Source organism: Sanguibacter sp. A247 (genome assembly GCF_052324925.1).
Taxonomy (GTDB): Bacteria; Actinomycetota; Actinomycetes; order Actinomycetales; family Cellulomonadaceae; genus Flavimobilis.
Map to the genome: position 1 here is coordinate 257204 of NZ_JBQPRE010000002.1, position 23744 is coordinate 280947.

21 protein-coding genes are annotated in these 23744 nt (G+C 65.0%); 14 read left to right on the forward strand and 7 right to left on the reverse strand.

Annotated elements, in window-relative coordinates; genetic code table 11:
• Position 1 precedes the first annotated feature (1 nt).
• Both ACTVCO_RS05355 and ACTVCO_RS05360 read left to right on the forward strand, forming a co-directional pair.
• Positions 2-367, forward strand: coding sequence for a response regulator (locus ACTVCO_RS05355; protein WP_443727380.1), 366 nt, complete (start codon positions 2-4; stop codon positions 365-367).
• Entirely contained in the window at positions 364-861 is a 498-nt protein-coding gene (locus ACTVCO_RS05360) for a hypothetical protein (protein ID WP_443727381.1), read from the forward strand. The genes ACTVCO_RS05355 and ACTVCO_RS05360 overlap by 4 nt, the downstream gene beginning before the upstream one ends.
• On the opposite strand, the gene ACTVCO_RS05365 is transcribed toward ACTVCO_RS05360, so the two are convergent.
• Complete coding sequence (locus ACTVCO_RS05365) at positions 839-1387, reverse strand: gluconokinase (protein ID WP_443727382.1); 549 nt, start codon at positions 1385-1387, stop codon at positions 839-841. The genes ACTVCO_RS05360 and ACTVCO_RS05365 overlap by 23 nt on opposite strands.
• Positions 1388-1516: 129 nt before the next feature.
• Here ACTVCO_RS05365 and ACTVCO_RS05370 point away from each other — a divergent pair, with 129 nt between their 5' ends.
• The 5 genes from ACTVCO_RS05370 to ACTVCO_RS05390 all read left to right on the forward strand — a co-directional run bounded on the left by ACTVCO_RS05370 (position 1517) and on the right by ACTVCO_RS05390 (position 7369).
• Positions 1517-2977 carry an NCS2 family permease gene (locus tag ACTVCO_RS05370; protein ID WP_443727383.1) on the forward strand — a complete coding sequence of 487 codons (1461 nt, stop codon included), beginning with the start codon at positions 1517-1519 and terminating at the stop codon, positions 2975-2977.
• A gap of 108 nt (positions 2978-3085) precedes the next feature.
• Entirely contained in the window at positions 3086-4285 is a 1200-nt protein-coding gene (manA, locus tag ACTVCO_RS05375) for a mannose-6-phosphate isomerase, class I (RefSeq protein WP_443727384.1), read from the forward strand.
• 89 nt (positions 4286-4374) lie between these two features.
• Positions 4375-5490 carry an LCP family protein gene (locus tag ACTVCO_RS05380; RefSeq protein ID WP_443727385.1) on the forward strand — a complete coding sequence of 372 codons (1116 nt, stop codon included), beginning with the start codon at positions 4375-4377 and terminating at the stop codon, positions 5488-5490.
• A 74-nt stretch (positions 5491-5564) separates the two neighbouring features.
• Positions 5565-6014 (forward strand): MarR family winged helix-turn-helix transcriptional regulator, encoded by a 450-nt coding sequence (locus ACTVCO_RS05385; RefSeq protein WP_443727386.1) that lies wholly within the window; start codon positions 5565-5567, stop codon positions 6012-6014.
• On the forward strand, positions 6011-7369 hold the full coding sequence (locus ACTVCO_RS05390) for an MFS transporter (RefSeq protein ID WP_443727387.1): 1359 nt from the start codon (positions 6011-6013) through the stop codon (positions 7367-7369). The genes ACTVCO_RS05385 and ACTVCO_RS05390 overlap by 4 nt, the downstream gene beginning before the upstream one ends.
• A gap of 1 nt (position 7370) precedes the next feature.
• Here ACTVCO_RS05390 and ACTVCO_RS05395 read toward each other — a convergent pair whose 3' ends face one another.
• The 3 genes from ACTVCO_RS05395 to wecB all read right to left on the reverse strand — a co-directional run bounded on the left by ACTVCO_RS05395 (position 7371) and on the right by wecB (position 11176).
• Positions 7371-8636 carry a hypothetical protein gene (locus ACTVCO_RS05395; RefSeq protein ID WP_443727388.1) on the reverse strand — a complete coding sequence of 422 codons (1266 nt, stop codon included), beginning with the start codon at positions 8634-8636 and terminating at the stop codon, positions 7371-7373.
• A gap of 104 nt (positions 8637-8740) precedes the next feature.
• Positions 8741-9976, reverse strand: coding sequence for a UDP-N-acetyl-D-mannosamine dehydrogenase (wecC, locus tag ACTVCO_RS05400; protein ID WP_443727389.1), 1236 nt, complete (start codon positions 9974-9976; stop codon positions 8741-8743).
• Positions 9977-10045: 69 nt separating this feature from the next.
• Positions 10046-11176, reverse strand: coding sequence for a non-hydrolyzing UDP-N-acetylglucosamine 2-epimerase (wecB, locus tag ACTVCO_RS05405; protein WP_443727908.1), 1131 nt, complete (start codon positions 11174-11176; stop codon positions 10046-10048).
• A gap of 210 nt (positions 11177-11386) precedes the next feature.
• On the opposite strand from wecB, the gene ACTVCO_RS05410 reads away from it, so the two are divergent.
• From ACTVCO_RS05410 to rfbA, 5 genes are all read left to right on the forward strand, one after another.
• On the forward strand, positions 11387-12385 hold the full coding sequence (locus tag ACTVCO_RS05410) for a hypothetical protein (protein ID WP_443727390.1): 999 nt from the start codon (positions 11387-11389) through the stop codon (positions 12383-12385).
• Complete coding sequence (locus ACTVCO_RS05415; protein ID WP_443727391.1) at positions 12382-14076, forward strand: hypothetical protein; 1695 nt, start codon at positions 12382-12384, stop codon at positions 14074-14076. Before ACTVCO_RS05410 ends, ACTVCO_RS05415 begins: the two co-directional genes overlap by 4 nt.
• Positions 14054-16276 (forward strand): glycosyltransferase, encoded by a 2223-nt coding sequence (locus ACTVCO_RS05420; protein ID WP_443727392.1) that lies wholly within the window; start codon positions 14054-14056, stop codon positions 16274-16276. Before ACTVCO_RS05415 ends, ACTVCO_RS05420 begins: the two co-directional genes overlap by 23 nt.
• A gap of 692 nt (positions 16277-16968) precedes the next feature.
• Positions 16969-17124, forward strand: a complete 156-nt coding sequence (locus tag ACTVCO_RS05425) for a hypothetical protein (RefSeq protein ID WP_443727393.1) — start codon at positions 16969-16971, stop codon at positions 17122-17124.
• A 549-nt stretch (positions 17125-17673) separates the two neighbouring features.
• Complete coding sequence (gene rfbA / locus ACTVCO_RS05430; protein WP_443727394.1) at positions 17674-18540, forward strand: glucose-1-phosphate thymidylyltransferase RfbA; 867 nt, start codon at positions 17674-17676, stop codon at positions 18538-18540.
• Between the two features lie 108 nt (positions 18541-18648).
• On the opposite strand, the gene ACTVCO_RS05435 is transcribed toward rfbA, so the two are convergent.
• The 3 genes from ACTVCO_RS05435 to rffA form a co-directional block, all read right to left on the reverse strand.
• Positions 18649-20034 carry a DUF3329 domain-containing protein gene (locus ACTVCO_RS05435; RefSeq protein WP_443727395.1) on the reverse strand — a complete coding sequence of 462 codons (1386 nt, stop codon included), beginning with the start codon at positions 20032-20034 and terminating at the stop codon, positions 18649-18651.
• Positions 20035-20279: 245 nt separating this feature from the next.
• Positions 20280-20933: a GNAT family N-acetyltransferase gene (locus ACTVCO_RS05440; RefSeq protein ID WP_443727396.1), complete on the reverse strand. Its 654-nt coding sequence runs from the start codon at positions 20931-20933 to the stop codon at positions 20280-20282.
• Between the two features lie 113 nt (positions 20934-21046).
• Complete coding sequence (gene rffA, locus ACTVCO_RS05445) at positions 21047-22210, reverse strand: dTDP-4-amino-4,6-dideoxygalactose transaminase (RefSeq protein WP_443727397.1); 1164 nt, start codon at positions 22208-22210, stop codon at positions 21047-21049.
• A gap of 147 nt (positions 22211-22357) precedes the next feature.
• Between rffA and ACTVCO_RS05450 the strand changes: the two genes are divergently transcribed.
• Both ACTVCO_RS05450 and ACTVCO_RS05455 read left to right on the forward strand, forming a co-directional pair.
• The gene (locus ACTVCO_RS05450) at positions 22358-22750 is read left to right on the forward strand and encodes a GtrA family protein (protein ID WP_443727398.1); all 393 of its coding nucleotides are present in this window, start codon (positions 22358-22360) and stop codon (positions 22748-22750) included.
• A gap of 2 nt (positions 22751-22752) precedes the next feature.
• Positions 22753-23700, forward strand: a complete 948-nt coding sequence (locus ACTVCO_RS05455) for a glycosyltransferase family 2 protein (RefSeq protein WP_443727399.1) — start codon at positions 22753-22755, stop codon at positions 23698-23700.
• Positions 23701-23744: the final 44 nt, after the last annotated feature.

A 23744-nucleotide genomic window follows, 5' to 3' on the forward strand; every position in this document is an offset into this window, starting at 1 on the left:
CATGAGCCTGTATGTCATGGTCGCTGACGACTCGCGCGTCATGCGGCAGATCGTTGTGCGTACGCTGCGTCAGGCGGGGTATGACTGGGAGATCCTTGAGGCGGTCGACGGGCAGGACGCCTTTGACAAGGCGATGTCTGAGCAGCCGGACTTCATTCTCTCGGACTGGAACATGCCTGGCATGACCGGCATTGAGCTGCTGCGTGCGCTGCGCGCGGCTGGGAATGACGTCCCGCTCGCGTTCGTCACGTCGGAGGGCTCTGCAGAGATGCAGGCGCTGGCCGACGCCGAGGGCGCGCTGTTCCTCGTCTCGAAGCCGTTCACGGCTGATGCGTTCCGTGACGCGATCGAGCCGGTGCTCGCATGAACGCCGTGACGCCGCTTCCGACGGCTCTGGCGATCCGTGAGCTTCTTGAGGGGCTCGTGGGTCGTGACATCACGGTGGGTGTGCGCACGCGCGGGATCGACCCGGCTCGAGGCTTGGGCGCGACGGTCGCCGAGTATGTGGACGACCAGATGCAGCTTGCTGCGCTCGTCGTGGCGGACCTTGAGCTTGCGGCGGCCGCGGGCTCGGCGATCGGCCTGGTGCCTGCCAAGGAGGTTCAGGCCTCGGTGAAGTACAAGGAGCTGAGCGCCGCTCAGATCGAGAACTTCAGCGAGATCTGCAATGTCGTGGCGTCGCTCTTCAATGCGGATGACGCGCCGCACCTGCGGTTCACGACGATGCACCAGCCGGGCGCTGCTCTTCCGGGTGATGTCGCGCAGTGGGTGACGGCGCACGTGGCGCGGCTTGACCTGGACGTCGAGGTGGCTGGTTACGGCGCGGGCGCGATCGGCGTCATCGTCGTTCCGCGCGACTGAGTGCTTGCTGGCTGGCGTCGTTCCACCACGCGGCGGCCGCTGCGGCGAGATCGCGCGCGGGCGCTGCGACGTCGAGCGTGAGCCCGATCTCGTCGGGGGAGAGCTCTTCGAGCGTGGCGAGCTGCGTCGTCAGCAGGGACGCGGGCATGAAGTGGTCGGTGCGTGCGGTGAGGCGTGAGCCGAGCAGCTCGGCGCTGCCCGTGAGGTGGACGAACGCTGTTCCGGGTGCGCCTGTGCGCAGGCGGTCGCGGTAGCTGCGACGCAGTGCGGAGCACGCGATGACGGCGCCTGTTGCGGGCGCTGCGAGGGCGTCGGCGACGAGGTCGAGCCAGGGGGCTCGGTCGTCGTCGGTCAGGGGGATGCCCGAGGCCATGCGCGCGATGTTCGCGGCGGGGTGGAGGTCGTCGGCGTCGAGGTAGGGGATCTCGAGGTGGCCGGCGAGCAGGGCCCCGACGGTGGACTTGCCGCAGCCGGAGACGCCCATGACGACGAGGCGTGGCGGGGTGGGCGTGGTGGTCGCGTTCACGTGTGCGGGGGCCCTTCGTTGGTGGTGCGTGTGGTTGATCGTCGTGCGGCGGGCGCGAAGGTGCACGAACGTGTCCGGCCCCTGAGAAGTTCCCGCATGAAGTTGCGTCGTCGTGGGAATATGCGAGCCATGACTTCCTCCCCCTCCACGGTCGCACCGGCGGGTGCGATCGACCGCTTCTTCAAGATCACCGAGCGTGGCTCGTCGGTGCGTGCGGAGATCCGCGGTGGCCTTGTGACCTTCGCGGCGATGGCCTACATCATCGCCCTCAACCCTCTCATCATCGGCACGGCTCAGGACGGCACCGGCAAGTTCTTGGGCGGCGGGGCTGCCCCCGATCTGCCGATGGTTGCGGCCGTGACGGCGCTCGCCGCCGGTGTGCTGTCGATCCTCATGGGCGTCGTGGCCAACTACCCGATGGCCCTGGCTGCGGGCCTCGGCCTCAACGCTGTCGTCGCGTTCCAGATCGCTGCGCTCCCGAACATGACGTGGGCTGACGCGATGGGCGTCGTCGTGCTTGAGGGTCTGGTCATCCTCGTGCTCGTGCTCACGGGCTTCCGCACGGCGGTCTTCCGTGCGGTTCCGCGCACGCTCAAGACGGCGATCTCGGTGGGCATCGGTCTGTTCATCACGCTCATCGGCCTCGTCAACGCGGGCTTCGTGCGTAAGGCGCCCGAGGGAGTCGCGCTCGAGCTGGGCATCTTCGGCTCGCTGCAGACGTGGCCGGTCCTCGTCTTCGTCGTCGGGCTTACGCTCGCGATCATCCTCACGGTCCGCGGCGTGCGTGGCGCGATGCTCATCTCGATCGCGGCGGCGACGGCTCTCGCGCTCGTCATCGAGGCTGTGGCCAAGCTCGGGTCCTCGGCGGTCAACCCCAAGGGCTGGAACCTCAACGTTCCCGCGCTTGACGGCTCGCCCGTCGCGCTTCCGGACTTCGGTCTGCTTGGTGAGTTCTCGCTCTTCGGTTCGGTGTCGAAGATCGGCTGGATCGCGCTCATCCTCCTCGTCTTCTCGCTCCTTCTCGCGGACTTCTTCGACACGATGGGCACGATGGTCGCGGTGGGCTCCGAGGCCAAGCTGCTCGACGCCGACGGCAACCCGCCGAAGTCGACGCAGATCCTCATCGTCGACTCGGTTGCAGCCGCGGTCGGCGGTATGACGTCGTCGTCGTCGAACACGAGCTACGTCGAGTCGACGACGGGTGTCGCTGCCGGTGCGCGCACAGGCCTGGCCGCGGTCGTCACGGGCGTGTGCTTCTTGCTCTCGACGTTCCTTGCGCCTGTCGTCGCTCTCATCCCGAACGAGGCTGCGGCGCCCGCGCTCGTCATCGTGGGTTACCTCATGATGACGCAGGTCCTCGACATCGACTGGAAGTCCCCGGACATCGCGATCCCCGCGTTCCTCACGCTCGCGATCATGCCGTTCTCGTACTCGATCACGGCCGGTATCGGCGTGGGCTTCATCGCGCACGTCGTCGTCAAGCTCGCGACGGGTCAGGTGCGCAAGGTGCACCCGCTCATGTGGGTGGCCTCGGCGATGTTCGTCATCTATTTCACGCTCGTTCCGCTGCGGGCGCTCCTGGGCGTCTGAGTCTTCGCTAGGCTCGGTCGGAATGTTCGGACGGGGCCCCGGGCACGTGTCGTGCCCGGGGTCCCTGTCGTCCGCGGCGTGCGCCGCGGGCGCGGAGACGGGAGCCCGATGTACCGCCTGACGAACCCGGTGAAGCACTATGACTGGGGATCGACGACTGCGATCCCGGCGTTCCTGGGCCGTCCGGCTGATGGCCGGCCGGTGGCTGAGGTGTGGATGGGGGCGCATCCGTCGTCCCCGTCACGCGGGGGCGGGCGGGGGCTCGACGAGATCGTTGCGGCGGACCCTGCGGGCATGCTCGGCGAGCGCGTGCTTGACGCGTTCGGGCCGCGCCTGCCGTACCTGTTCAAGATCCTGGGGGCCTCGCGACCGTTGTCGCTTCAGGTGCACCCGGACCTGGCGACCGCGGCCGACGGCTTTGCGCGCGAGGAGTCGGCGGCTGAGCTGCCCGCGGGGCATCCGGGGCGCAGCTATCACGACGATCAGCACAAGCCTGAGATGCTGCTCGCGCTCACGCGCTTCGAGGGGCTGTGCGGGTTTCGGCGTCCGCGTCAGGTGCTTGAGCTGCTTGAGCCGCTCGAGGGCGAGCTGGTCGACACGATCAGGTGTGCGCTGCGCGAGTCGCCGACGCCTGAGGGCATGCGGGCGGCGTTCGAGGCCGTTCTGCACGCGCGCGGCTCGGTGCTGGCCGAGGACATCGAGGTGACCGTGCGGGGCTGCGAGCAGCAGCTCGCGCAGGGCTTTGGGGCGCAGCAGGTGTATGGCACCGTGGCGGCGCTTGCGCACTGGTACCCGGGTGACCCGGGGGCGGTCGCGTCGCTCTTGCTCAACAGGTTCACTCTTGAGCCGGGCGAGCTCGTGTACGTCGGGGCGGGCGTCGTCCACGCGTACCTCGCGGGGCTGGGGCTTGAGGTCATGGCGAGCTCGGACAACGTGCTGCGGGCTGGGCTGACGCGCAAGAAGATCGACGTCGACGAGTTGTTGCGGGTTGTTGACTACGCGGATTCTGCCGCCATGCGACCCGCGACGGTGCCGGGTGATGAGGGCCGGCCTGCGGTTGTGCGTGCGCCCGCGCGGGAGTTTGCGCTCGCGCTCGTCGCGCCGACGCGGACCGAGCGTGGCCGGGCGACGTACCTCACGCAGGACGGGCCGCGCATCGTCTTGTGCACCGAGGGCACGCTCGCACTGAGGACGGCTGAGGGGTCCGAGGTCGCGCTCACCCAGGGGGAGTCGGTCTTTGTGCCGCACTCGGCGGGGCGGATCGAGGCACGGGGCGAGGGCCGGGCCACGATGGTCTTCGTGCCCTGACCGGTGCGCGACGCGCGAGCGGGGTGAGCTGCGGGTGGTCGCGTGCGAAAGGGGCCGCTCACCCTGCGCCCCGGTCTTAGCGTGGCCCCGTGGGGAGCTTCGGGGGAGACGAGACAGGCACGGATGAGCAGCCTGAGGCTGCGTCGGCGCGCGCGGAGGTCGCGGAGCGCCGAGTGGGACGGCGTGCGCTCGTCATTGCGCTCGTCGTGCTGGGAGGGCTCGTCGCGGCAGGTGCCCTTGCGGTGGGCGGCGGCGCGCTGTGGCTGAACTCGCGCGTCGAGCGCTTTGGCGATCCGTTCACGGCGATCCCTGAGGCCGCGCGCCCCACGCGTGCCGTGCCCGTCGTCCAGGCTGACGCTGATCCGCTCAACGTGCTCGTGCTGGGCTCGGATTCTCGCGTCTCGGCGGGGGACCCGAGCCAGTGGGAGGCGGGGGCGCAGCGCACCGACGCGATCATGCTCGTGCACGTCGATGGCGATCGGGAGCACGCGAGCGTCATGTCGATCCCGCGTGATGCGTGGGTGAGCATTCCGGGGCACGAGGACGCCAAGATCAATGCGTCCTACTCCCTGGGCGGGCCGGCGCTGCTCGTGCAGACGGTCGAGCAGCTGACGGGCGTGCGCATCGATCACGTGGCGATCGCGGACTTCGAGTCGTTCACCGAGCTCACCGACGCGCTCGGGGGAGTCGAGGTCACGGTGGGCCAGGACGTCTACGACTCGGGTGGGCTGGGCCAGCTCGTCGTCGGGGCGGGCACGCACGTGCTCGACGGCGCGCAGGCGCTCGCGTATGCCCGGCAGCGCTACGGGCTGCCGGGTGGCGACTTTGACCGGGTCAAACGGCAGCAGAACTGGGCGCGCGCGATCCTTGCGAAGGCCGTCTCGCAGGGGACCCTCACGGACCCTGGACGGGCGACGTCGTTCGTCTCGACGGTCGCGGGCGCGATCGCGGTCGACGACAACCTTGGCCTCGCCGACATGGTGCGGCTGGCGAGCGAGCTCAAGGAGCTACGTGCGCACGACGTCGTGTTCTTCACGGCGCCCGTTGCGGGGACGGGGTGGAGCCCTGACGGCAGCCAGTCGATCGTGCGTCTTGATCGTGAGGCGTTGGCTCCGCTGGCCGAGGCGATCGCGACCGACGATGTGACGCGCTACCTCGCTGAGGACCCGGCCGCGCCGGAGGTGCTGGGCGCGGACGTGCGCTGAGTGGCGGATTCTCGGGTGTGACGTGCACCCCTTCCCCTGTTATTACCCGGGGTAATGAACTAGGGTAACGACTTGTGGGACACGACGACATCTGCGCTCCGGCCTCCGCCCGGACGGCTCTCAGCACCGAGCTCACCTCGGCTGTCACCCGGCTCCAGCGCAGGCTGCGGGCCCAACGCGGTGACGTCGAGATCGGTGAGGGGCAGATCGCTGTCCTCATGACGCTCAAGCACCACGGGAGCATGTCGCCGGGCGCCCTCGCTGATCACGAGCGGGTGTCTGCGCCCGCGATGACCCGGTCGGTCAATGCGCTTGCCGAGCTGGGCCTGGTGACGAAGCTCGAGCACCCGACGGATCGCCGTCAGGTGCTCGTTGAGCTCAGTGAACGGGGCTCGGACGAGGTTCGCACGGTACGGCGGCGCCGGGACCAGTGGCTCGTCAAGCAGCTGAAGTCGCTCTCACCTGACGAGCGCGCGACGCTCGCCGCCGCTACGGAACTCATGACACGGATCGCTCACGGATGACCCAGACTTTCGCTTCTCTACGTTTCTTCAACTACCGCGTGTGGTTTGCGGCGGCTCTTGTCGCGAACATCGGCACGTGGATGCAGCGTGTCGCCCAGGACTGGCTCGTGCTCACCGAGCTCTCGGACAATTCGGGTGTGGCCGTCGGCATCGTCACGGCGCTGCAGTTTGCCCCGGCGTTGCTCTTCTCCCCGTACGCGGGGGTCATTGCTGACCGCGTCGACAACCGCAAGCTGCTCATGTGGACGCAGGGCTTGCAGGGCATGCTCGCGCTTGCGCTCGGTGGCCTCGTCATCTCGGGGCACGCCCAGCTGTGGCACGTCTACGTGCTCGCGTTCATGCTCGGCTCGGTCTCTGCCTTTGATGGTCCGGCTCGTATGACGTTCGTGGCGGCGATGGTGCCGCCTGAGGGCCTGGCCAATGCGGTGGGCCTCAACTCGGCGTCGTTCAATGCCGCCCGCCTCATCGGCCCGGGCCTTGCGGGCCTGCTCATTGCGGCGGTGGGCTCCGGGTGGGCGTTCGTCATCAACGGCGTCTCGTTCGCCGCGACGATCGCGGCGATGATGCTCATGCGCAAGAGCGAGCTGCGGCCGTTGCCGCGGGCTGATCGCTCGAAGGGCGGGCTGGCGCAGATGCGTGAGGGCCTCGGCTACATCCGCGGGCGCAGCGACATCCTCGTCATCATGGTCGTCGCCGGCGTCGTCTCGTCGTTGGGGCTGAACTTCCAGCTGACGAGCGCCCTCATGGCGACGAGCGTCTTCGGCAAGGGGGCGGGGGAGTACGGCATTCTGGGGTCGATCTTGGCGATCGGCTCCCTCACCGGCGCCTTGCTTGCGGCGCGCCGCAAGCGGCCGCGCGTGCGCCTGGTCATTGGCGCGTCGTTCGGGTTTGGTGCGGCAAGCGGCTTCATGGCACTCATGCCGACGTTCTGGACATACGCGGCTGCGTCGATCATCGTGGGCCTGTGCTCGCTCACGATGCTCACGGCGGCGAACACGACGTTGCAGATGTCGGTCACCCCGTCGATGCGGGGGCGCGTCATGGCGATCTATCAGACGGTTCTGCTCGGCTCGACACCCCTTGGCTCGCCGCTCGTCGGGTGGATCGGTGAGCACTGGGGTGCACGCTGGTCGATCGGGGTCGGCGCGATCGCGTCGATGCTCGTTGCGCTCGCGGCAGCGTGGTGGACGAAGCGCCGCTGGGAGTACGACGTCCGCTACACGCTCTCCGAACGGCCTCATCTGCAGGTGCGGTACCACCACGCTGTCCAGGAGGGGCGGCCGCAGTCGCCGCGCGCTCAGGTGCGTGACGGCCTCGAGACGGACCGCGCAGGCGGGGAGACGACGGCGGCGTAGATCAGTGGGCGGCGATGGCGGCTCGAAGGTAGGCGACCTGGGCGTCGACATCGTCCAGTGGAGTTGACGTGGTTCCCTCCTCGCGGCTGAGAGGGCTCCCTGGTTCAACGAGCGCCCAGATCGGTGTGCCCGAGCCGCGGTAGTCGCTGAGCTTGGACGGCAGGTACGGGTTTGCCGCATGGGAGTCGGCCACTCGCGCGTCTGCAAGGAGCAGGAGGTCGAGTCGCTTCGTGGCTGCAAGGAACTCGAGGAAGGGCATGTACGGGCGAACCTCGACGCAGTCGGTGAGGCCTGCGTCGTCGACGGCGGCGCGTGCTGGATCGACCTTGTCGGTGAAGATGCGCAATCGAACTCGTCGACGCTCGGCTCGGGTCAGGTGGTGGAACGGCGTGAGGATGTCGCCGGCGCTGCGGCGCGTGTAGAAGGCGCCGAAGTAGCCGATCTCGAGCCGCGTTGGCTCGACATCGAACGTCGGCTCAACGAGCTCGTAGAGTTCCGCAGCGGGCACGGGGTGGGCTGAGACGACGGACTTGTTCAGCACCTCGTTACGGAGACCGTCATGGGTGATCTTTGAGAGCATGAGGTCGCGCTGTACGGCGTTGGTGAAGAGGACGGTGTCCGCAAGAACGTATGCTCCGTACTCAACGAGCTCAAACAAGTTGTCGGGGTCGACGAGGGTGACGCCGCGCGCGGCAATCCTTGCAGCGATCTCCTGCGCCAATGGAGCACTTCCGGTGTTGGCGTACCGGAGATCTCCGTGGGTGTCATACATGAGGGGGTCAGAGAACTCAGCCGTCCAGCGTACTGCGGGGCGCCGGAGCTTGTACTGCATCGCGAGGAAGTGGGACGCGGGCATCATCGCGCGGCTATGGACGCGCCGGTAGGGGCCGCGGGTCCCCTCGAACCGGCGGATCTCTGCGTCGCCCTTGGCGACGAAGTTCGCAACGACGGCCCAGTCTTTGAGGGGGTTCTTCTTGCCCTTGACGCGGGCGACGCGCTTGACGCGCGGGCCAGCGATCTTCAGGGTGCCGGGGTCGGGCGCGCGCTTGCCCGGGGGCTCGTTGGCGATGACGTCGACGTCGCGGGGCCAGGCGCGGAGGCGCTTGGCCATGACGATGCCGGCAGTCTCGTTGGCGGGCGGGAAGAGGAACGAGATGATGAGGTCTCGGTCAGAGGGAATGCCCAGGCGCGCGGCGGTGCGCCTTGATCTGCTTGCAGCTGCGCGTCGAATTCGGGTGAGGAGAGCCGGGGGGGCTGCCTTGGTCACGGTGGGGGTCCTCACGTCGAGAGGTGGCGCTGGTTGACCGGATGGGGCGCGAAAGCGGGACCGCGCGTGTGTCGCGGTCCCGCCTTGTCGTCAAGCCTTGTGGCCTAGCGCCACATACCGCGCGTGTCGACGACCGTCGGGCTCTGCGGGCGGTCGAGCGCCTTGAAAGCATTGTGGTCGACGAGGAGAACAACGCAGTCGCTCTCCTCGAGGTTGTCGTCGAGCGGGGCCAGGGTGACGTTCTTGCGGTTGCCGAGTTCCTTGGGAAGCTCTTCGATGTGGGGCTCGACGATCCGCACGGAGGCGTGGGGGAACTCGTCTGCGACGGTCGCGGCAATCTTGCGTGCCGGGGACTCGCGGAGGTCATCGATGTTGGGCTTGAAGGCGAGTCCCAGCAGCGTAATGACGGGAGCTTCGTTACCGGCAACTGCCTTCGTGACCTTGTCGAGGACCCAACCGGGCTTGGCGTCGTTGATCTCGCGTGCTGTGCGGATGATCCGGCTGCGCTCGGGGTTGGCTGCGACGATGAACCAGGGATCAACGGCGATGCAGTGACCGCCGACACCCGGTCCGGGCTGGAGGATGTTGACGCGGGGGTGGTGGTTGGCGAGCTCAATAAGCTCCCAGACGTCGATCCCAAGGTCGTCGCAGATGAGCGAGAGCTCGTTGGCAAACGCAATGTTGACGTCGCGGAACGAGTTCTCGGTGAGCTTCGCCATCTCAGCGGTGACGTCGTCTGTGAGGAGGATTTCACCTTCGCAGAAGACCTCGTAGAGCTCCTTGGCCAACTCTGCAGCGCGCGGGGTGATACCGCCGACGATGCGGTCGTTCGTGACGAGCTCGACCATGACGCGGCCGGGAAGGACTCGCTCGGGGCAGTGAGCAAAGTGGACGAGCGCCTCGCCCTCGTCGTTGATGAGGTCCGGCCGGGCGTCGAGGATCCACTCGGACATCTGCTGGGTTGCGTGGGGCGGCGAGGTCGACTCGAGGATGACGAGCGCGCCAGGCTTGATGGTGGGAGCGATCTTCTCGGCAGCGGCCTTGATGTACCCGAGGTCCGGGGTGCGGTCGTCGAGGAACGGCGTGGGTACGGCGATGACGTAGTGGTCTGCCGTGATGGGTTCGAGGCTTGCACTGAGGGTGCCCGCTGCGACGGCCTGCTGGACGTAGCCGCCAAGGTCGGGTTCGACGAACGGTACGGTCCCGGCGTTGACTGCGTCGATGACGTGCTGGTTGACGTCGACGCCGTGGACGCGAACGCCCTTGGAGGAGAGGATTGCCGCGGTGGGGAGGCCGATGTAGCCAAGGCCCATGACGACGACGGTGGTATCGGTGATCATGCCTGCTCTGTCTCTCGTTTGTTCGCCGGGTGTGTCCCGAGTGTCCACGGGGTCTTCATGCGTCGGACTTCACTGGGCGTGGAAGTCTGCCAGCCGTTCGCCCTGACCGAAGAAGGCCTTGATCGCCGCGACCGTCCGTTCCGCTGCTCGCCCATCACCATACGGGTTGACTGCGTTTGCCATCTCTGCATATCGCTGTGCGTCGTGGAGGAGTTCCGTCACAGAGCTGACGATGAGGTCCTCGTCGGTGCCGATGAGCCGTGCTGTGCCGGCCGTGACGGCTTCGGGACGCTCGGTGTCTTCGCGCAGGACGAGTACCGGCTTGCCCAGCGACGGTGCTTCTTCCTGCACACCCCCAGAGTCGGTAACAACGAGTGTGCTGAGTGCTGTCAGACGCGAGAAGTCGGTGTAGCCGAGCGATTCGGTGAGGAGCACGTTGTTGAGGTCCTCGAGCGCCGGGCGGAAGATCTCGCGAACGAGAGGGTTGGCGTGCAGTGGCAGAACGAACTGCAGCTCCGGTTCCTGGAGCGCGAGCCGGCGCAGGGCGGCAGCTGTGCGCCGCATGGGGTCACCCCAGGACTCTCGGCGGTGCGATGTGACGAGGACGATGCGGCGGCTGAGATCAAGGTTGCGGAGTTCCGGAGCCTCGAACTCGCGCTCGGTCTGAGCGACTTCGAGGAACGCATCGATGACCGTGTTCCCCGTGACCGCGATCGTTTCAGGGTCAACGCCTTCGGCGAGGAGGTTGTCGCGGCTTCCAGTGGTGGGCGCCAGGTGAAGTGAACTGATGCGGGTGAGGAGACGACGGTTGCCCTCCTCAGGGAACGGCGACCAGATAGTGGCTGTACGGAGACCCGCTTCGACGTGGGCGACTGGGATGCGCTGGTAGAAGGCGGCGAGACCCGCTGCGAAGGCAGACGTCGTGTCACCTTGCGAGATCACGAGGTCAGGCTTGTGTTCCTTGAGCAGGGGTGTCAAGCGCTCGAGGGTCTTGCTCGTCACAGCGTCAATGCCCTGGCCGTGAGCGAAGATGTCGAGGTCGGCGTCCGGAACGATGCCGAACGTGTTGTTGACCTGCTCGAGCATCTCGCGATGCTGCCCCGTGACGACGGTGTACACCTCGATACCCTCGGCAGCCTCAAGAGCCTTGACGATGGGGGCCATCTTGATCGCCTCTGGACGGGTGCCGTAGACCGGCATCACCTTGAAGACCACTGGATGAGTCCTTCCCTGACTGCAGCGCGCGACGGACGTCCTACAGGCGTGCGTTGGCGCATCGCCTAGTTCTAGCGGGTCTCAGGCTACCGTGCGAAGGGGGCAACTGAGGTGTGGGTCGCGTGCGCCACGGTATGCTCCCGTTAGCGGCGCCAGGGTACGACTGCGCCTACCAACCTGGAGGATGTCGCCGGCATGCACCGAACACTTGGCGGGACGATCGCCGTCCTGCATGGAGGCTCGGCGGCATTGCTGCTCGGTCCTGCCTTGCGCCAGAGCTCGGACATCGAGTTTTTCGGTCTGAATACACCCGTCGAGTCTCTTCATCACGACCACGTCTTGGTGGGACTTGCCGACGCGATTGCGGATGGTGGGGCAGTGTTGCGGACGCTCGCCGCATCCCGGGAAGGTGTACTCGTCACCTTCACGTCCCATGATCTACAGACCGCTAATGGCCGCTTCCTTGAAGGCGGCGAGTTTGCGGGCGTGACCTCTCCGAGTGGTGATGCCCCTGAGTCCGGGCGTCAAGCTCTCCAGGACGTGCTCGAGCAGGCCCTTGACGGCCTGGACGCCGCGCGTGTCTTGACTGCGGAAGGCATCCGGCTAGTTCTCGTCGACACCACTCCGGGGGCCGGGAACCTCGCGTCCTACGCGTGGCTCGAACTTACCTCCGTGGAACTCGACCAAGAGCAATCAGACGCGAGCACTGAGCTTGCGTTGCTGGAGGACGCCGATCTCGAGCTGGACGAGCCGGTTGCGGAACTCGCAAGCGAGCCACCCGCAAGAGGTCCTCGCAAGAGACGTAATCGCTTGCGCCGGCGCCTGAAGCTGACCCTGCGGCGGTTGACCCGAAACAAGTTCGTCCTGATCGGATCTGGGTTAGGCCTTTCGGCTGGGATGGCCGCTGCGGGTATAGCAGTGGAGGGCCACATCGTGGCGGGATTCTTGTGGGGGAGCGTCGTTGCGCTCCAGAGCGCAATGCTCTACCTGATTGTCCGGCTTCGCAGTTTTCTGCTGAGCCAGGCCGGCGCGACCCGGAAGTCTGCGAAGAGGACAGCTGACGACCTGGCCTTCGCCAAGACCCAGCGGGGCAATCTCATGCGAGTGCTAGGGGCCGTGCAGCGAGAGCAGACCCACGCTCGAACTCTGAACACGATGACGCTCGAGGCGATTGATGAAATGAGGCGCAAGTGAACGGTGGTGCGGTCGTTGTCTATGCGCCGCGTCTGAATCCGACGCGTCCGGCCAGCCTGTTTCGCGAGCAGCTCGTGGATGAGCTCGAGATGCGGATGCGCGTGGGGCACGTCGTCACGGAATCCGATTTCTCAAAAGCGAGGGAAGCAATAACCGCCGCCTCTCTCGTGATTGTCGAATCCGGAGCGATACGGATGGTCATCGATCACGGCATCGAAGCTAGCGGCTTCTGGATCCTCGTGCTCCCGACCGCCGACCGTCGTGATCCTCGCTCTCGGGACTGGGTGGCCGACGTTCTGCATGCGAGTGAAGCCATCGAGGCACCACGCTTTATCGTCGACTCCGAAGAGAGTCGCGATCAGGTCGAGCACGTTCTAGCCCATCGACGTCACGAGATCGTCGTCATTCCTCGGACTCTAGACGGCGCCGATCCTGGCGGGAGGTTCGACTACACGGACTGGTCCCTTGGCGGCGCGCACGTCGAGAGTTCCGGAACCTGGGCCGATACTTGGCAGGATCTCGATGGCGAACGATCCGACCACACGGACAACCTGAGGGCGACGAGCTGGAAGCAACCCGCAGCGTCGAAGGCGCTGGACAGACTCGCGGTACCTGTGAATCCGACCATGGTGGACCAGAGCGTTTCCGTGCTCGGGGCAAACTTGAACTTCATCCAGCAGTTGACGGAACAGCTCTCGCGGGGGCACGTGCGAGAGGTGCGTGCACAAGAGTGGACACATCTCTCCGGCCCGCCTGACCCGGTCGTTGCGCAACATCTGCTGGATACCTCGGACACGGTCATCGCGGAGTGGATTCGTCCGAATGCGCAGTGGATCCAAGAGCACGCAGACTTCGATCGCAGGCTGATCGTTCGAGGCCACCGTTATGAGATCACGACCGAGTTCCCCAATCGGGTTGACATGACTCGGTACTTCGCGGCGGTGGTCATCACGCCTTGGGTGGGGCGAAAGCTTGTTCAGACCTACGGCTGGCCAGCTGACAAGATCGTCTACATCCCGAACTACATCGAGTCAAACTACTTTGAGCGGGAAAAACTTGAGGGCGCACAGTTCACGCTCGGCGTGGTTGGCATTCGTCCTGGCCTCAAACGTATCGACCTAGCGCTCGACCTGCTTCGTGAATTGCGTAACCATGACGCGCGGTACAACCTGCGGGTGCGCTCGGCGTTGCCGTTCGATTACATCAACTGGGAGAAGGATCCGGGCGCGCGGGCGCAGTGGTACGAGACGCTCGCTCGCGTAAAGAATGATCCTCTTTTGCGGGGTGCTGTCCACTTCGACAGCCCCGGGCAGGACATGTCATCCTGGTTCCGACAAATCGGTGTCATCCTTTCGCTGTCGGATCTTGAGGGCTCGCATGTCGCCTTCGCGGAAGGGATCGCGTCAGGAGCACTCGGAGTGGCGCGGCGTTGGCCCGGGATCCTCGGCATGTGGCCGGAAGAGCTTGTGCACGACACTCTCGATTCTGCGGTGCGCGCGATCCTAGATGTGCGGTCGGATGGAGTGCTCGAGAGCCGCTCCTTTGCCCTTCGGGCGAACCCGGTACTCGATGCAAATCGTGTCCTGGAAGCATGGAAGACGCTCATCGGCGGTGACCTTGATGCGGCCCGTCACGCCTTTGGTGTCGTCGATGGAGAGCTCGGGCTCTATGACCGGCATGACCATAGGTAATGCGTCCGACCAACATGTTGTCGCTCACGGACAGCGTCACCAGGCGTTCTGGTGCCAAGAGGGAGATGTAGTGCGCGAGACTGTCGACGTGGCCACGCGGTACACCGAGGATGAGCGCCGCCCAGACGTATCGGTGATTGTCGCCACATATTGCGGTGCGGATCGGATCGCGCTAACCCTCGAGAGCCTCGCGGCTCAAACGCTCGAAGCGGAACGCTTTGAGGTGATCGTCGTATCGAATGGACCCGATGACGGCACGGCCGCAGTAGTGGAGGGATTGCGTAATTATAGTTTCCCTGCGCCGCTCCGCATGGTCCGCATTGCCGAGCCGGGCGCCGCGAACGCCCGAAATCTGGGTGTGGCGATTGCGCGCGGGGACTACGTGACATTCGTCGATGATGACGACACGGTGACACCGCGTTACCTCGAGGTTCTTGTTGAGCATGCTAGCCCTTCGCACGTCACGATTGTGCCGATAGCTGACGTGGAAGAGCCTGGCCAGGCGCACTCAAACTTCAATAATTACCTGAATCGTGCGACGTTGCGTTTCGCAGGCAGAGATGTCACTTTCAGTCAGCTGTCGGACGCTGCGGCCGCTAATGGTGCAAAGCTAATCCCTGCACGAGTTGCAAGAGCCCACAGGTATCGTACTGACCTGTCGTCGGGTGAGGACGTCGCCTTCTGGGCAGAGGTCTTTGCGGTCCAAGATCTCCAGATCAGAGTCGTCCCGCCTGCGTCGGGCGCGGTGTACCGCAGACTCGTCCGAGAATCTTCCATCTCGCGGAGTTACTCCAGAACCTTTGCGGATGACAGGCTGGCCATTATTGCTCACCTTGAGGACCTGGCGAGAGCCAACCCTTCCCTTGACGCGCCACTGCGGAGGCTCATGGCGGGACAGGCGTCGAACCTGGGCCGATACCTGCGGGAGTTCCCCGCGGAGCGGCTTCCGATACTGGACCGCATTGCCGAGATGGCTACTGTGGACTTCCCTCATGCAAGAGTGAATATCGAGACAGCTGAAAAGCTCGTTGTCTCCTACGCCTTTCCTCCGTACCTTGACACGTCGGCCATGGTGGTTGCGCGGCGCCTGTGTTTGGCGCGAGAGCCGGTCGACGTCCTCACGCACTCGATGGACGCTATCCGCAAGAAGGACCCATTAGCAGATCTGCTCGTGAAGGAGTCAGTAGGCCACTTGATGACGGTCGGTGGGCCAGCAGTCTTTGCTAACTGGAATCGCATTTCGGTCTTTGCAACTCGCGGGAACGAGATGGTGCAGGACCACTTGACGCGGCGTGGACGTCCCTATCGTTCGATATACAGTCGATCAATGTGGCCTGCGGCCCATGTCATGGCCGCACTCTTCAAGGTACGCAATCCGAATGTCCGTTGGGTCGCGGAGTTTTCCGATCCGATGCATATCGATTCAGAAGGGAACATTCGAACCAGTTCTATTCCTCAGGACGACGGCGTCTTTGAGGAAGTTGAGCGGGCCATCCGACACCGCGGTCTGTCGGCGACAGAGAGTCGCAACATGTGGGAGTGGGTTGAGAACACGGCTTATGCGCTCGCCGACGAGATTGTATTCACGAATGCAAACCAGCAGCGATTTATGCTCGATCATGCCGTCTACCCGGAGCATGCGGCCCGGGCACAGAGTATCGCGCGAGTGGACCGTCACCCGACCCTTCCAGAACGCTTTTATCACCTCGAGAAGTCTGAATATCAGCTGCCCGCAGGTCGCGTCAACATCGGGTATTTCGGAGTTTTCTATAAGGTGCGAGGGGTTGGCGATCTCCTCGAGGCGCTCAGCGCTCTGACGCCGCAGGAGCGGTCTCGTGTGATGTTGCATGTATTCACCAACGCGCCCGAAGACACTGCGGCCGAGGTGGCTTCTCGCGGACTTGACGACTGTGTATCGGTTCAGCAATACCTGCCGTATCTCGAGTTTCTCGAGCTCACCAAGCATTTCGACTGGCTCGTCGTGACTGATGCGCGAGTCGCCGACGTGCACGGCATCAACCCTTACCTTCCGTCGAAGTACTCGGACTACGTGGGTTCTGGTGCCAAGATCTGGGCGGTTGTGGAGCCGGGGAGCGTTCTTGCCGGCATCCCGACGGATGCCAAGACCGAACTGGGGGATGTGGCGGCCGCGCGGTCGGTCCTCCTGAGCCTCGAGACTGCCTCCCCGATGCCAGCCTAGGTTCCCCGGCTGGGGGTGGCGTTGACGGTGACTCGGAGGACTGGCGCCGAGGATCGGACTCCCGTCGGCATTGGCTCCACCGTGCCGTGGTGCGGGCGCTAGGCGGCAGAGTTGCAGGTGGCGGGCTTGGTAGCCGTGATGGTGCGGGCTTGGTCCTTCAACCAATCGGCCGAGCCGGCCGTGTTAACCACTGGCGTGTCCCGAGTGACGGTGCGCGTAGCAAAGAACGCCCTCGTCCTGCTCCCGATGGAGTGTGTCGTGCTCGCGTTCTGTTCGGTCACGGCTTGGGTGTCGGCGGGCGGGAGAGCCCGGCGGCGGTCCAGTACGGGCAGGCGCTCGAGGATGCCGCATGGATGGTTCGCACCCTGACCTGACCCTACCTAGGCCTGGGCACTCACTCATGGGCGCAGGCTTCCGGTGGTTGCAAACCCATCGCGGAATGCGGCCGAGGCTATAGTCGGCGCGTTCGACGTTCCTGTGGGGCGCGATGCGTCTGACGGGTTGCGCGTACGGTGGGGGTTCGAGAGGTCCCCAGTGATCTGAAGCTACCAAGTTGCCAGTTCGTCTCCGAGGGCCTCGACGAGGCGCACGTTATGGCGCGCGCCAAAGTGGTATCAGGGACGGTTTCTTTGCCTGGCAGTCAGCGGCTCTCGGACGCGCTATGCCGAGCGGCTCATCGACCCAGGTCGCGCGTGCGCGCAACCATAGAGGTCGATGCGCTGGACCGGTTTGGCGGTCACAAGGAGGCGATCGACACCGAGATCGGCGACGGGACAGCAGCTTCGTACTCGGGCCACGTCGTCAAGCTCAACGCTCAAGCTGTCGACGGGCCTCGCCGCCGCGTCTAACGGGACACCACCGGGCAGCGCGGACGCAAGGGCCGCGGATCGGGACTCAGACCATGCTGCGCGCCGGGGGCTGGTGACTGATCGACCGTCGCGCTGGCCACCTGGAGCCGTAGGTTGCTCACGGACCTGGCGGTATTCAGGAGCAGCTCCAGGTGGTGTCCATGGTGGCGGTCGTCGGGTCGGTGATCTCGGGACGCACAAGGACCGTCTCGAATGCCGCGCCCCGTCGGCCGGTGTCCGGCGGCGCCCGGGCCTATCGCTGGCGCGTGCACCTATCCACGTTGTGGTCACTGGCTTGTCCACAGCGAGCACCCCGCCCGAGTTTGCGGTTCCGAGCGCGCCGTAGACGGAAGCCCCGCCATCGCTGTGATGTTGGGTCGACAGGCGGCTGGCCGCAGAGCGTCTTTCGTCGCCGACTGGCCAGGGTGAACCCGACGACGGCAATGATGAGCTCAGTAGGGCTTCAACACACGGTGGCCCGAGTCAACGATTCACCGCGGACCTTCCGCAGGAACGGCCGCCGAGCGGGCGACCCGGTAGCATGCAGCCATGCGTGGAATCATCCTGGCCGGGGGGAGCGGTACGAGACTGCATCCCGTGACGACAGCTGTGTCAAAGCAGCTCCTGAACCTCTATGACAAGCCGATGATCTACTACCCGCTGACAACGCTCATGACAGCGGGGGTCCGTGAAGTGCTCGTTATTACGACTCCGAACGATGCCGAGCAGTTCCGGCGCCTCCTGGGTGACGGCGCGCGCTGGGGGATCTCTATCACGTACGCCCAGCAGCCGAAGCCGGAAGGCCTTGCCCAAGCGTTCCACATCGGCGCGGACTTTATCGGTGACGAACCCGTAGCGTTGGTGCTCGGCGACAACGTCTTTTACGGGTCTGGGCTTGGACTATCTCTCGCGACGCAGCGCGATGTCGACGGCGGCCAGATATTCGCCTATCACGTGAGCGATCCTCGGGAGTATGGCGTCGTCGAGTTCGCCGCGGATGGGGCCGTGCTGTCGATCGAGGAAAAGCCTGAGAATCCACGATCTAATTATGCCATCCCCGGTCTGTACTTCTATAGCCCGGATGTTGTGGAAATCTCGCACAGCATTGAGCCCAGCCCGCGGGGCGAACTCGAAATCAGCGCAATCAATGAGAGATACCTTGAGCAGGGGCGGCTCACGGTCTCCGTCTTGCCTCGTGGGACAGCGTGGCTGGACACGGGGACTGCGAATTCGCTATTGGAGGCCGCTAATTTCATTCACGCTGTTGAGGCTCGTCAGGGGTTGAAGATCGGATGCCCGGAGGAAGTCGCTTGGCGCCAAGGTTGGATTGACGACAATCAGATGCTCTTCCTCGCCGAGCCGCTACGCAAGAGCGGGTACGGTACATACCTCGCCTCGCTCGTTAGAGCCGGGTGAAGGCAGGAGTATATTTCGCCATGCTGGCCCGGCAATGTCTAACCCGCCGCGAATTCTGCGAACCGCAGCTAGGGACACCACACCGCTTCATGCGACGCGGCGCCCCGCCTAGCCAGCGGGGCGGGGTGTCCGAGCGACAACAGTCTTAACCCCTGTGTAGTGCGCGAATGACCTGTTCCGCCAATGGTTGGGGTCGTCCGTGACATCGCCTAGGTTGTGGTCGGCACGGTATTTTGATCTAGGTGCTGGGAGAGGGGCGACGGCTACCTTCGTTTTGCCTGCCTCGCGCTTCATGATGACGCGAGCGGTCCGATCGCGGTCCGCGGTCCACATCTCCGCGGCGTCATATACGGCAGGGACCATGGTAAACATGGTCATCACACCGATCCCCGCAGCGAGCGCGCGTTGTGCAATCAAGCCTGGGCGTTCGATCGCCTCGACGATGCCAGCGATGAGCACGACAGCGGCAGCGATCAAGAAGAAGGCGCTGAAGGAGTAGGTGCGATGCGTCGCGGCGCCGCGGGGGGCAGCCATCATCACGAAGGTCACCGCGAAGCCGGCCGCGACAAACAGGGATGCCATGACGATCCTGTCGGCGTTCCGACGGTGGAGCGCGAAGTAGATGGCGAAGAGAACGGCAATGAGAATCATTAGGCTGCCCATCTCTTGGTACTGCCGCGTCAGTAGGAAGTCGAAGTGGCCTAAGAGGCCGCGGAGACCGGCGTCGCGCTCTGTGGTTAGCGCGTCCTCGCGGATCGAGTTCCCGGGAGCCAGCACGACCGCGGCGAGCCCTGACGCGGTCCCGGACCACCCCGTCACCATCCAGAGAGGAATCTTCCGGTACTTGAACCAAGTGGCGATCGCAATGCCTGTGAGGATGAGAAGCGCACCGCCCGATCCGTTCTGGGCGGCGTTTCCAGCGATCGCGCCCAGGACGAACAATAGAACGGCTCGTGCAGCTGGCCGGCGGCCAAGCTCTTCTTTGCGAGTGTAATATCTGGCGAATACCCAAATTACAGCGAAAATCTGAACCGCGGCCCACAGATAGATCGCCGATCCCAGCTGCCAGAGCGTGATCTGACCGAACGCGGGGAGGTAGAGCCATGTTAGAAATGTCGTGAGAGCGAGTAGTGTAGTGCTAAGTGCATTCTTAGGAGCTGCGATCGCATAGATGAGTAGCATAAGCGCGAGGAAGGCGGCTGCGTTAATCGCGTCAAAGATATAGCTCGGCAAGAGGAATGTGGAGTTGCCCAAGATGGTGTTGACGAACCGGCCGTCCCACTCGAGATAGAAGTTCCGTGAATTTACGAGAATCTTTTTGACGCTCGTCATTGCTGTTGCGCGGCCCCAGTCGTCCGCGACGAGTGGGGTTAGGGCGTTGAAGATGAAGGCGCACAGGACTATGCACGCTGCGGTAGCACCGAATCGGGACTTGGGAGAGCGCCAACCTCGGAGCGCTTCTGGGCGATTGCTGACCGTGTTGGTCTTGCTCATGGCGCTACGGGTCTCCCGGCTCGATGAAGTGATGTGGCGATCAAGGTCGACTCCTAGCAAGTAGTTAGCTCCAGTTCTTCCGCGCGCTGGACTTTGGCCTGGTGTGGTCGGTCGTTTGGCTGGGAGCTCTCAGCATCCTAGGGCTCTCCCGCGTCGTTGGCAGGAAAGGCGGGATCCGTATGCTGGGCGGGGTTCCCAGGATAGAACTTCCTGACAGGAAGTCTTCACTTGCGTCTGCGGTCGCATCATTCGGGCAGTCCCTCGCGTACGAGATGCGCTGTCTCGACGGCCGCGAACGGCACGAACCCTGCGCGAGCCCAGGCGCGCTGGACACGGACGTTGTCGGCCTGGGTCGAGATGATGAGTTTCGAGACATCGTGCCGGGCGGCAGTAGCGACGCACCAAGACAGGAGTGCACGGTAGGCACCCCGCCCCTGGGCCGCCCGGATGAGTCCCGCGAGGAGAATCTCGGCGTGTTCAGGCGTGATGTGGACCGTGGCGGCACCGATGAGGTCGTCGCTGTCGAAGAGGAAAGCGACCTCGTGGTCGGGTGTCTCGAGGCTGCGTCGGGCCCACTCCTGGTACCCAGCGAGCGCTGCAGCGGCGTCGAGGAGCGGATTCGCACTGTAGTGGTTGCCGTAGGCCGCGAAGGAGTCGCCGACAACGAGGTCAAGCTCGTCCTCGGAGGGTGCGCCCGGTTCGGACGCCTCGACGACGCGAAGACTGTGCTCGGGGACTTCGAGCTCGCCGAGCGACGACGGACGCTCCCAGTAGGTGAGCGTCCCGGCGGGGAGTACGACGCGCCCTGTGCGCGCGAGCGCAGCTCCGATGTCCCGTCGCGAGGCGTCAAAGCGCACGACGATAATCTCTTCGTCGCGCGAGTCGAGAGCACTCGTCACCTGCGCAGCGTTGGCGGTGCCGATAGTTGCTCGGGCAAATGACCTCCCGAATCGCGCGGACTCGTAGGGAGAGTCCGCCACTACGAGCCCGGGACGGGCGTGCTCGGCCCAACTCATGACGCGCGCGAGGCGGTAGCAGACGGGGTGTAGGTCTGGACGGTCTCGATGACGCGAGCGATCTGGGCCTCGGTGAGCCCGGTCCACAGCGGGAGCCGCACGAGGCGGGAAGAGAAGTCGGCGGTCGCCGTGCATGGGAAGGGTGTCCGGCCGTAGCGGCGACCGGCGACCGACGTGTCGAGCGGCACGTAGTGAAAGGTGCCGTTGATGCCGTGGGCCCGTAGGTGGCTGAGCATGTCGGTCTGCCCAGCGTGGTCAGGTGCAAGTACGTAGAAGACGTGTGCCGGATGCTCGGCCTCGGCCGGGACGTGCATGAGGGACCAGCCGGACTCAACGGCCCACCCAGCGAGCCCCGCCGCATAGGCGTCCCACACCGCGTGGCGGCGGGCCTGGATCTCCTCGAAGTGCTCGAGCTGGCCCGTGAGAACTGCGGCGTTGAGTTCGCTTAGCAGGAAGCTCGAGCCCCGGTCGACCCACGAGTATTTGTCGACCTGGCCGCGCAGGAACCGCGTTCGGTCTGTGCCCTTCTCGCGAATCACCTCGGCTCGATCTGCCATCTCGTCCGACCCCGTGAGGAGCGCGCCGCCCTCGCCCGCGTGCACATTCTTCGTCGAGTGGAACGACTGCGCCGCCACGTCGCCGAGCGTACCGAGCTTCCGGCCGCGCCATGAGGCACCCAGGCCGTGCGCGTTGTCTTCGACGATCCGAATACCGTGCGGCTCGGCGACCGCAGTGATCGCGTCGAAGTCGACGCCGACGCCTCCGTAGTGGACGACGCACACCGCGCGCGTGCGAGGCGAGATCGCCGCCGCGAACGCTGCAGGATCGATATTGCCCGTGCGCGAGTCGATGTCGACGAAGACGGGGACTGCGCCGACCTGGACGACCGCCGCGGCCGTCGATGTGAAGGTGAAGCTCGGCACGACCACCTCGTCACCGGGTTCGAGGTCGAGGAGCCAGAACGCGAGTTCGAGAGCATGCGTGCCCGACGGAGTAAGGAGCGAGTGGTGCGTTCCAGTGATGGCGCCAATGAGGTCGATGGCCCGCTGCGTGAAGGGGCCATCACCCTGGCCATGGCCCGAGGCAAGGACCTCATCGAGATACCCGAGCTCGTCGGGTGTGCGGTACGGGCGGGAGAACAAGATGGCGTCGACGGTCACATCTGAGGATCCCACATCCTATGCCACCGGACGTACTAATCTCGTGCCGTGCGTCCACTCCCTCACGACTCTGTCGACACGCCTCACGGAGGCTCGGATAGTCGATCCGTTGCGACGTTCACCCGGCGCCTGCTCGAACTCGAGCAGGTGAGATACCTGCTCGTCGCGGGAACGACTTCGCTCGTCTATATCGGGGTCCTCGCACTGCTCCTCACCACCCGACTCCACTACTTCGTCGCGATCCTCACAGCGCAGGTCATCATTGTCTCCATTGCGTTTCCCGCCTACCGAACCCTGATCTTCCGGTCGGAAGGGCCGTGGTTCCCTGATTTCATACGCTTCCTCGGTGTGTGGTCCTCGGGTGCTGTCGCCGGTATCGTCGCAACACCGGCGCTCGTCGAGATTGTCGGTTGGCACCCGCTGGTCGCACAGGTCGTCGCCATCGTTGTCGTCGCGGTGCTCTCCTACTTGGGGCACCGGTTCGTCTCCTTCCGTCACCGGTCGCCCGCCGGTGAGAACGCCCACAGAGAAGATTCTTGAACGTGCGCATAAGTGTCGTCATCCCCTGCTACCGGTCGAGCGCAACGCTCCCAGAGCTCGTCGCCGAGCTGCACGCCGCTCTAGGTGCGGAGAGTGGATCGCCCGCCTCGGACTACGAGGTCGTCCTCGTCGTGGACGGCAGCCCCGACGACACGGCTGACGTTGCGCGAAACCTGGCCGACCACGCGAAGGTGCGATGCGTCGAGTTGCGTCGCAACTACGGCCAGCACAACGCGTTACTCGCGGGTGTCCTGCGCGCCCAGTTCGAGGTCGTCGTGACGATGGACGATGACCTCCAGCACCGCCCGGACGAGATCTCAGCGCTCGTCGAGCCGCTGCATGACGAGTCCGTGGACCTCGTCTACGGAGTCGCGCAAGAGGAAGAGCACGGATTCTGGCGCTCGCTCGCGTCTCGTGTCGTCAAGCGTGGTCTCAGTGCGTCTGGCGTGCCGAGCGCGACCGATGTCAGTGCATTCCGCGCGTTCCGCCGAAGCCTCAACGGCGTATTCGCCGACGTGAACGACCCCTACGTGTCGATGGACGTTCTCTTGTCCTGGGCGACGACTGGGGTGCGCCGGGTCACCGTCCAGATGGACGAACGCACCGTGGGAACCTCCAACTATTCCCTGCGTTCGCTCATCCGCCATACGCTCAACATGGTGACGGGATACTCGACACTTCCGCTGCGCGCCGTCGCGTGGCTAGGTGCGTTCTGTGCGTCCCTGGGCATCGGCCTGCTCGTCTTCGTCCTGGTGAAGTTCATTGCTGGCGACATCACCGTCGCTGGGTGGACGACGCTCGCTTCGATGATCGCTATCTTCTCCGGGGCCCAGATGATCTCGATCGCGGTCCTCGGCGAGTACGTAGGAAGGCTCCACACCCGCTCGATGCAGAGACCAACGTACGTGGTCCGGCGCGACTCCGCACTGGCGGACGACGACACTGTCTGATGACCCGCGGCGCCCAAGGCCCGAGTGATGGCCGGGCCGTCGCA

Coding starts and splice junctions, on each gene's coding strand:
- ACTVCO_RS05355 (WP_443727380.1), top strand. CDS start 2: ATGAGCCTGTATGTCATGGTCGCTGACGACTCGCGCGTCATGCGGCAG.
- ACTVCO_RS05360 (WP_443727381.1), top strand. CDS start 364: ATGAACGCCGTGACGCCGCTTCCGACGGCTCTGGCGATCCGTGAGCTT.
- ACTVCO_RS05370 (WP_443727383.1), top strand. CDS start 1,517: ATGACTTCCTCCCCCTCCACGGTCGCACCGGCGGGTGCGATCGACCGC.
- manA (WP_443727384.1), top strand. CDS start 3,086: ATGTACCGCCTGACGAACCCGGTGAAGCACTATGACTGGGGATCGACG.
- ACTVCO_RS05390 (WP_443727387.1), top strand. CDS start 6,011: ATGACCCAGACTTTCGCTTCTCTACGTTTCTTCAACTACCGCGTGTGG.
- wecC (WP_443727389.1), bottom strand. CDS start 9,976: ATGATCACCGATACCACCGTCGTCGTCATGGGCCTTGGCTACATCGGC.
- wecB (WP_443727908.1), bottom strand. CDS start 11,176: ATGCCGGTCTACGGCACCCGTCCAGAGGCGATCAAGATGGCCCCCATC.
- ACTVCO_RS05410 (WP_443727390.1), top strand. CDS start 11,387: ATGCACCGAACACTTGGCGGGACGATCGCCGTCCTGCATGGAGGCTCG.
- ACTVCO_RS05420 (WP_443727392.1), top strand. CDS start 14,054: ATGACCGGCATGACCATAGGTAATGCGTCCGACCAACATGTTGTCGCT.
- rfbA (WP_443727394.1), top strand. CDS start 17,674: ATGCGTGGAATCATCCTGGCCGGGGGGAGCGGTACGAGACTGCATCCC.
- ACTVCO_RS05435 (WP_443727395.1), bottom strand. CDS start 20,034: ATGAGCAAGACCAACACGGTCAGCAATCGCCCAGAAGCGCTCCGAGGT.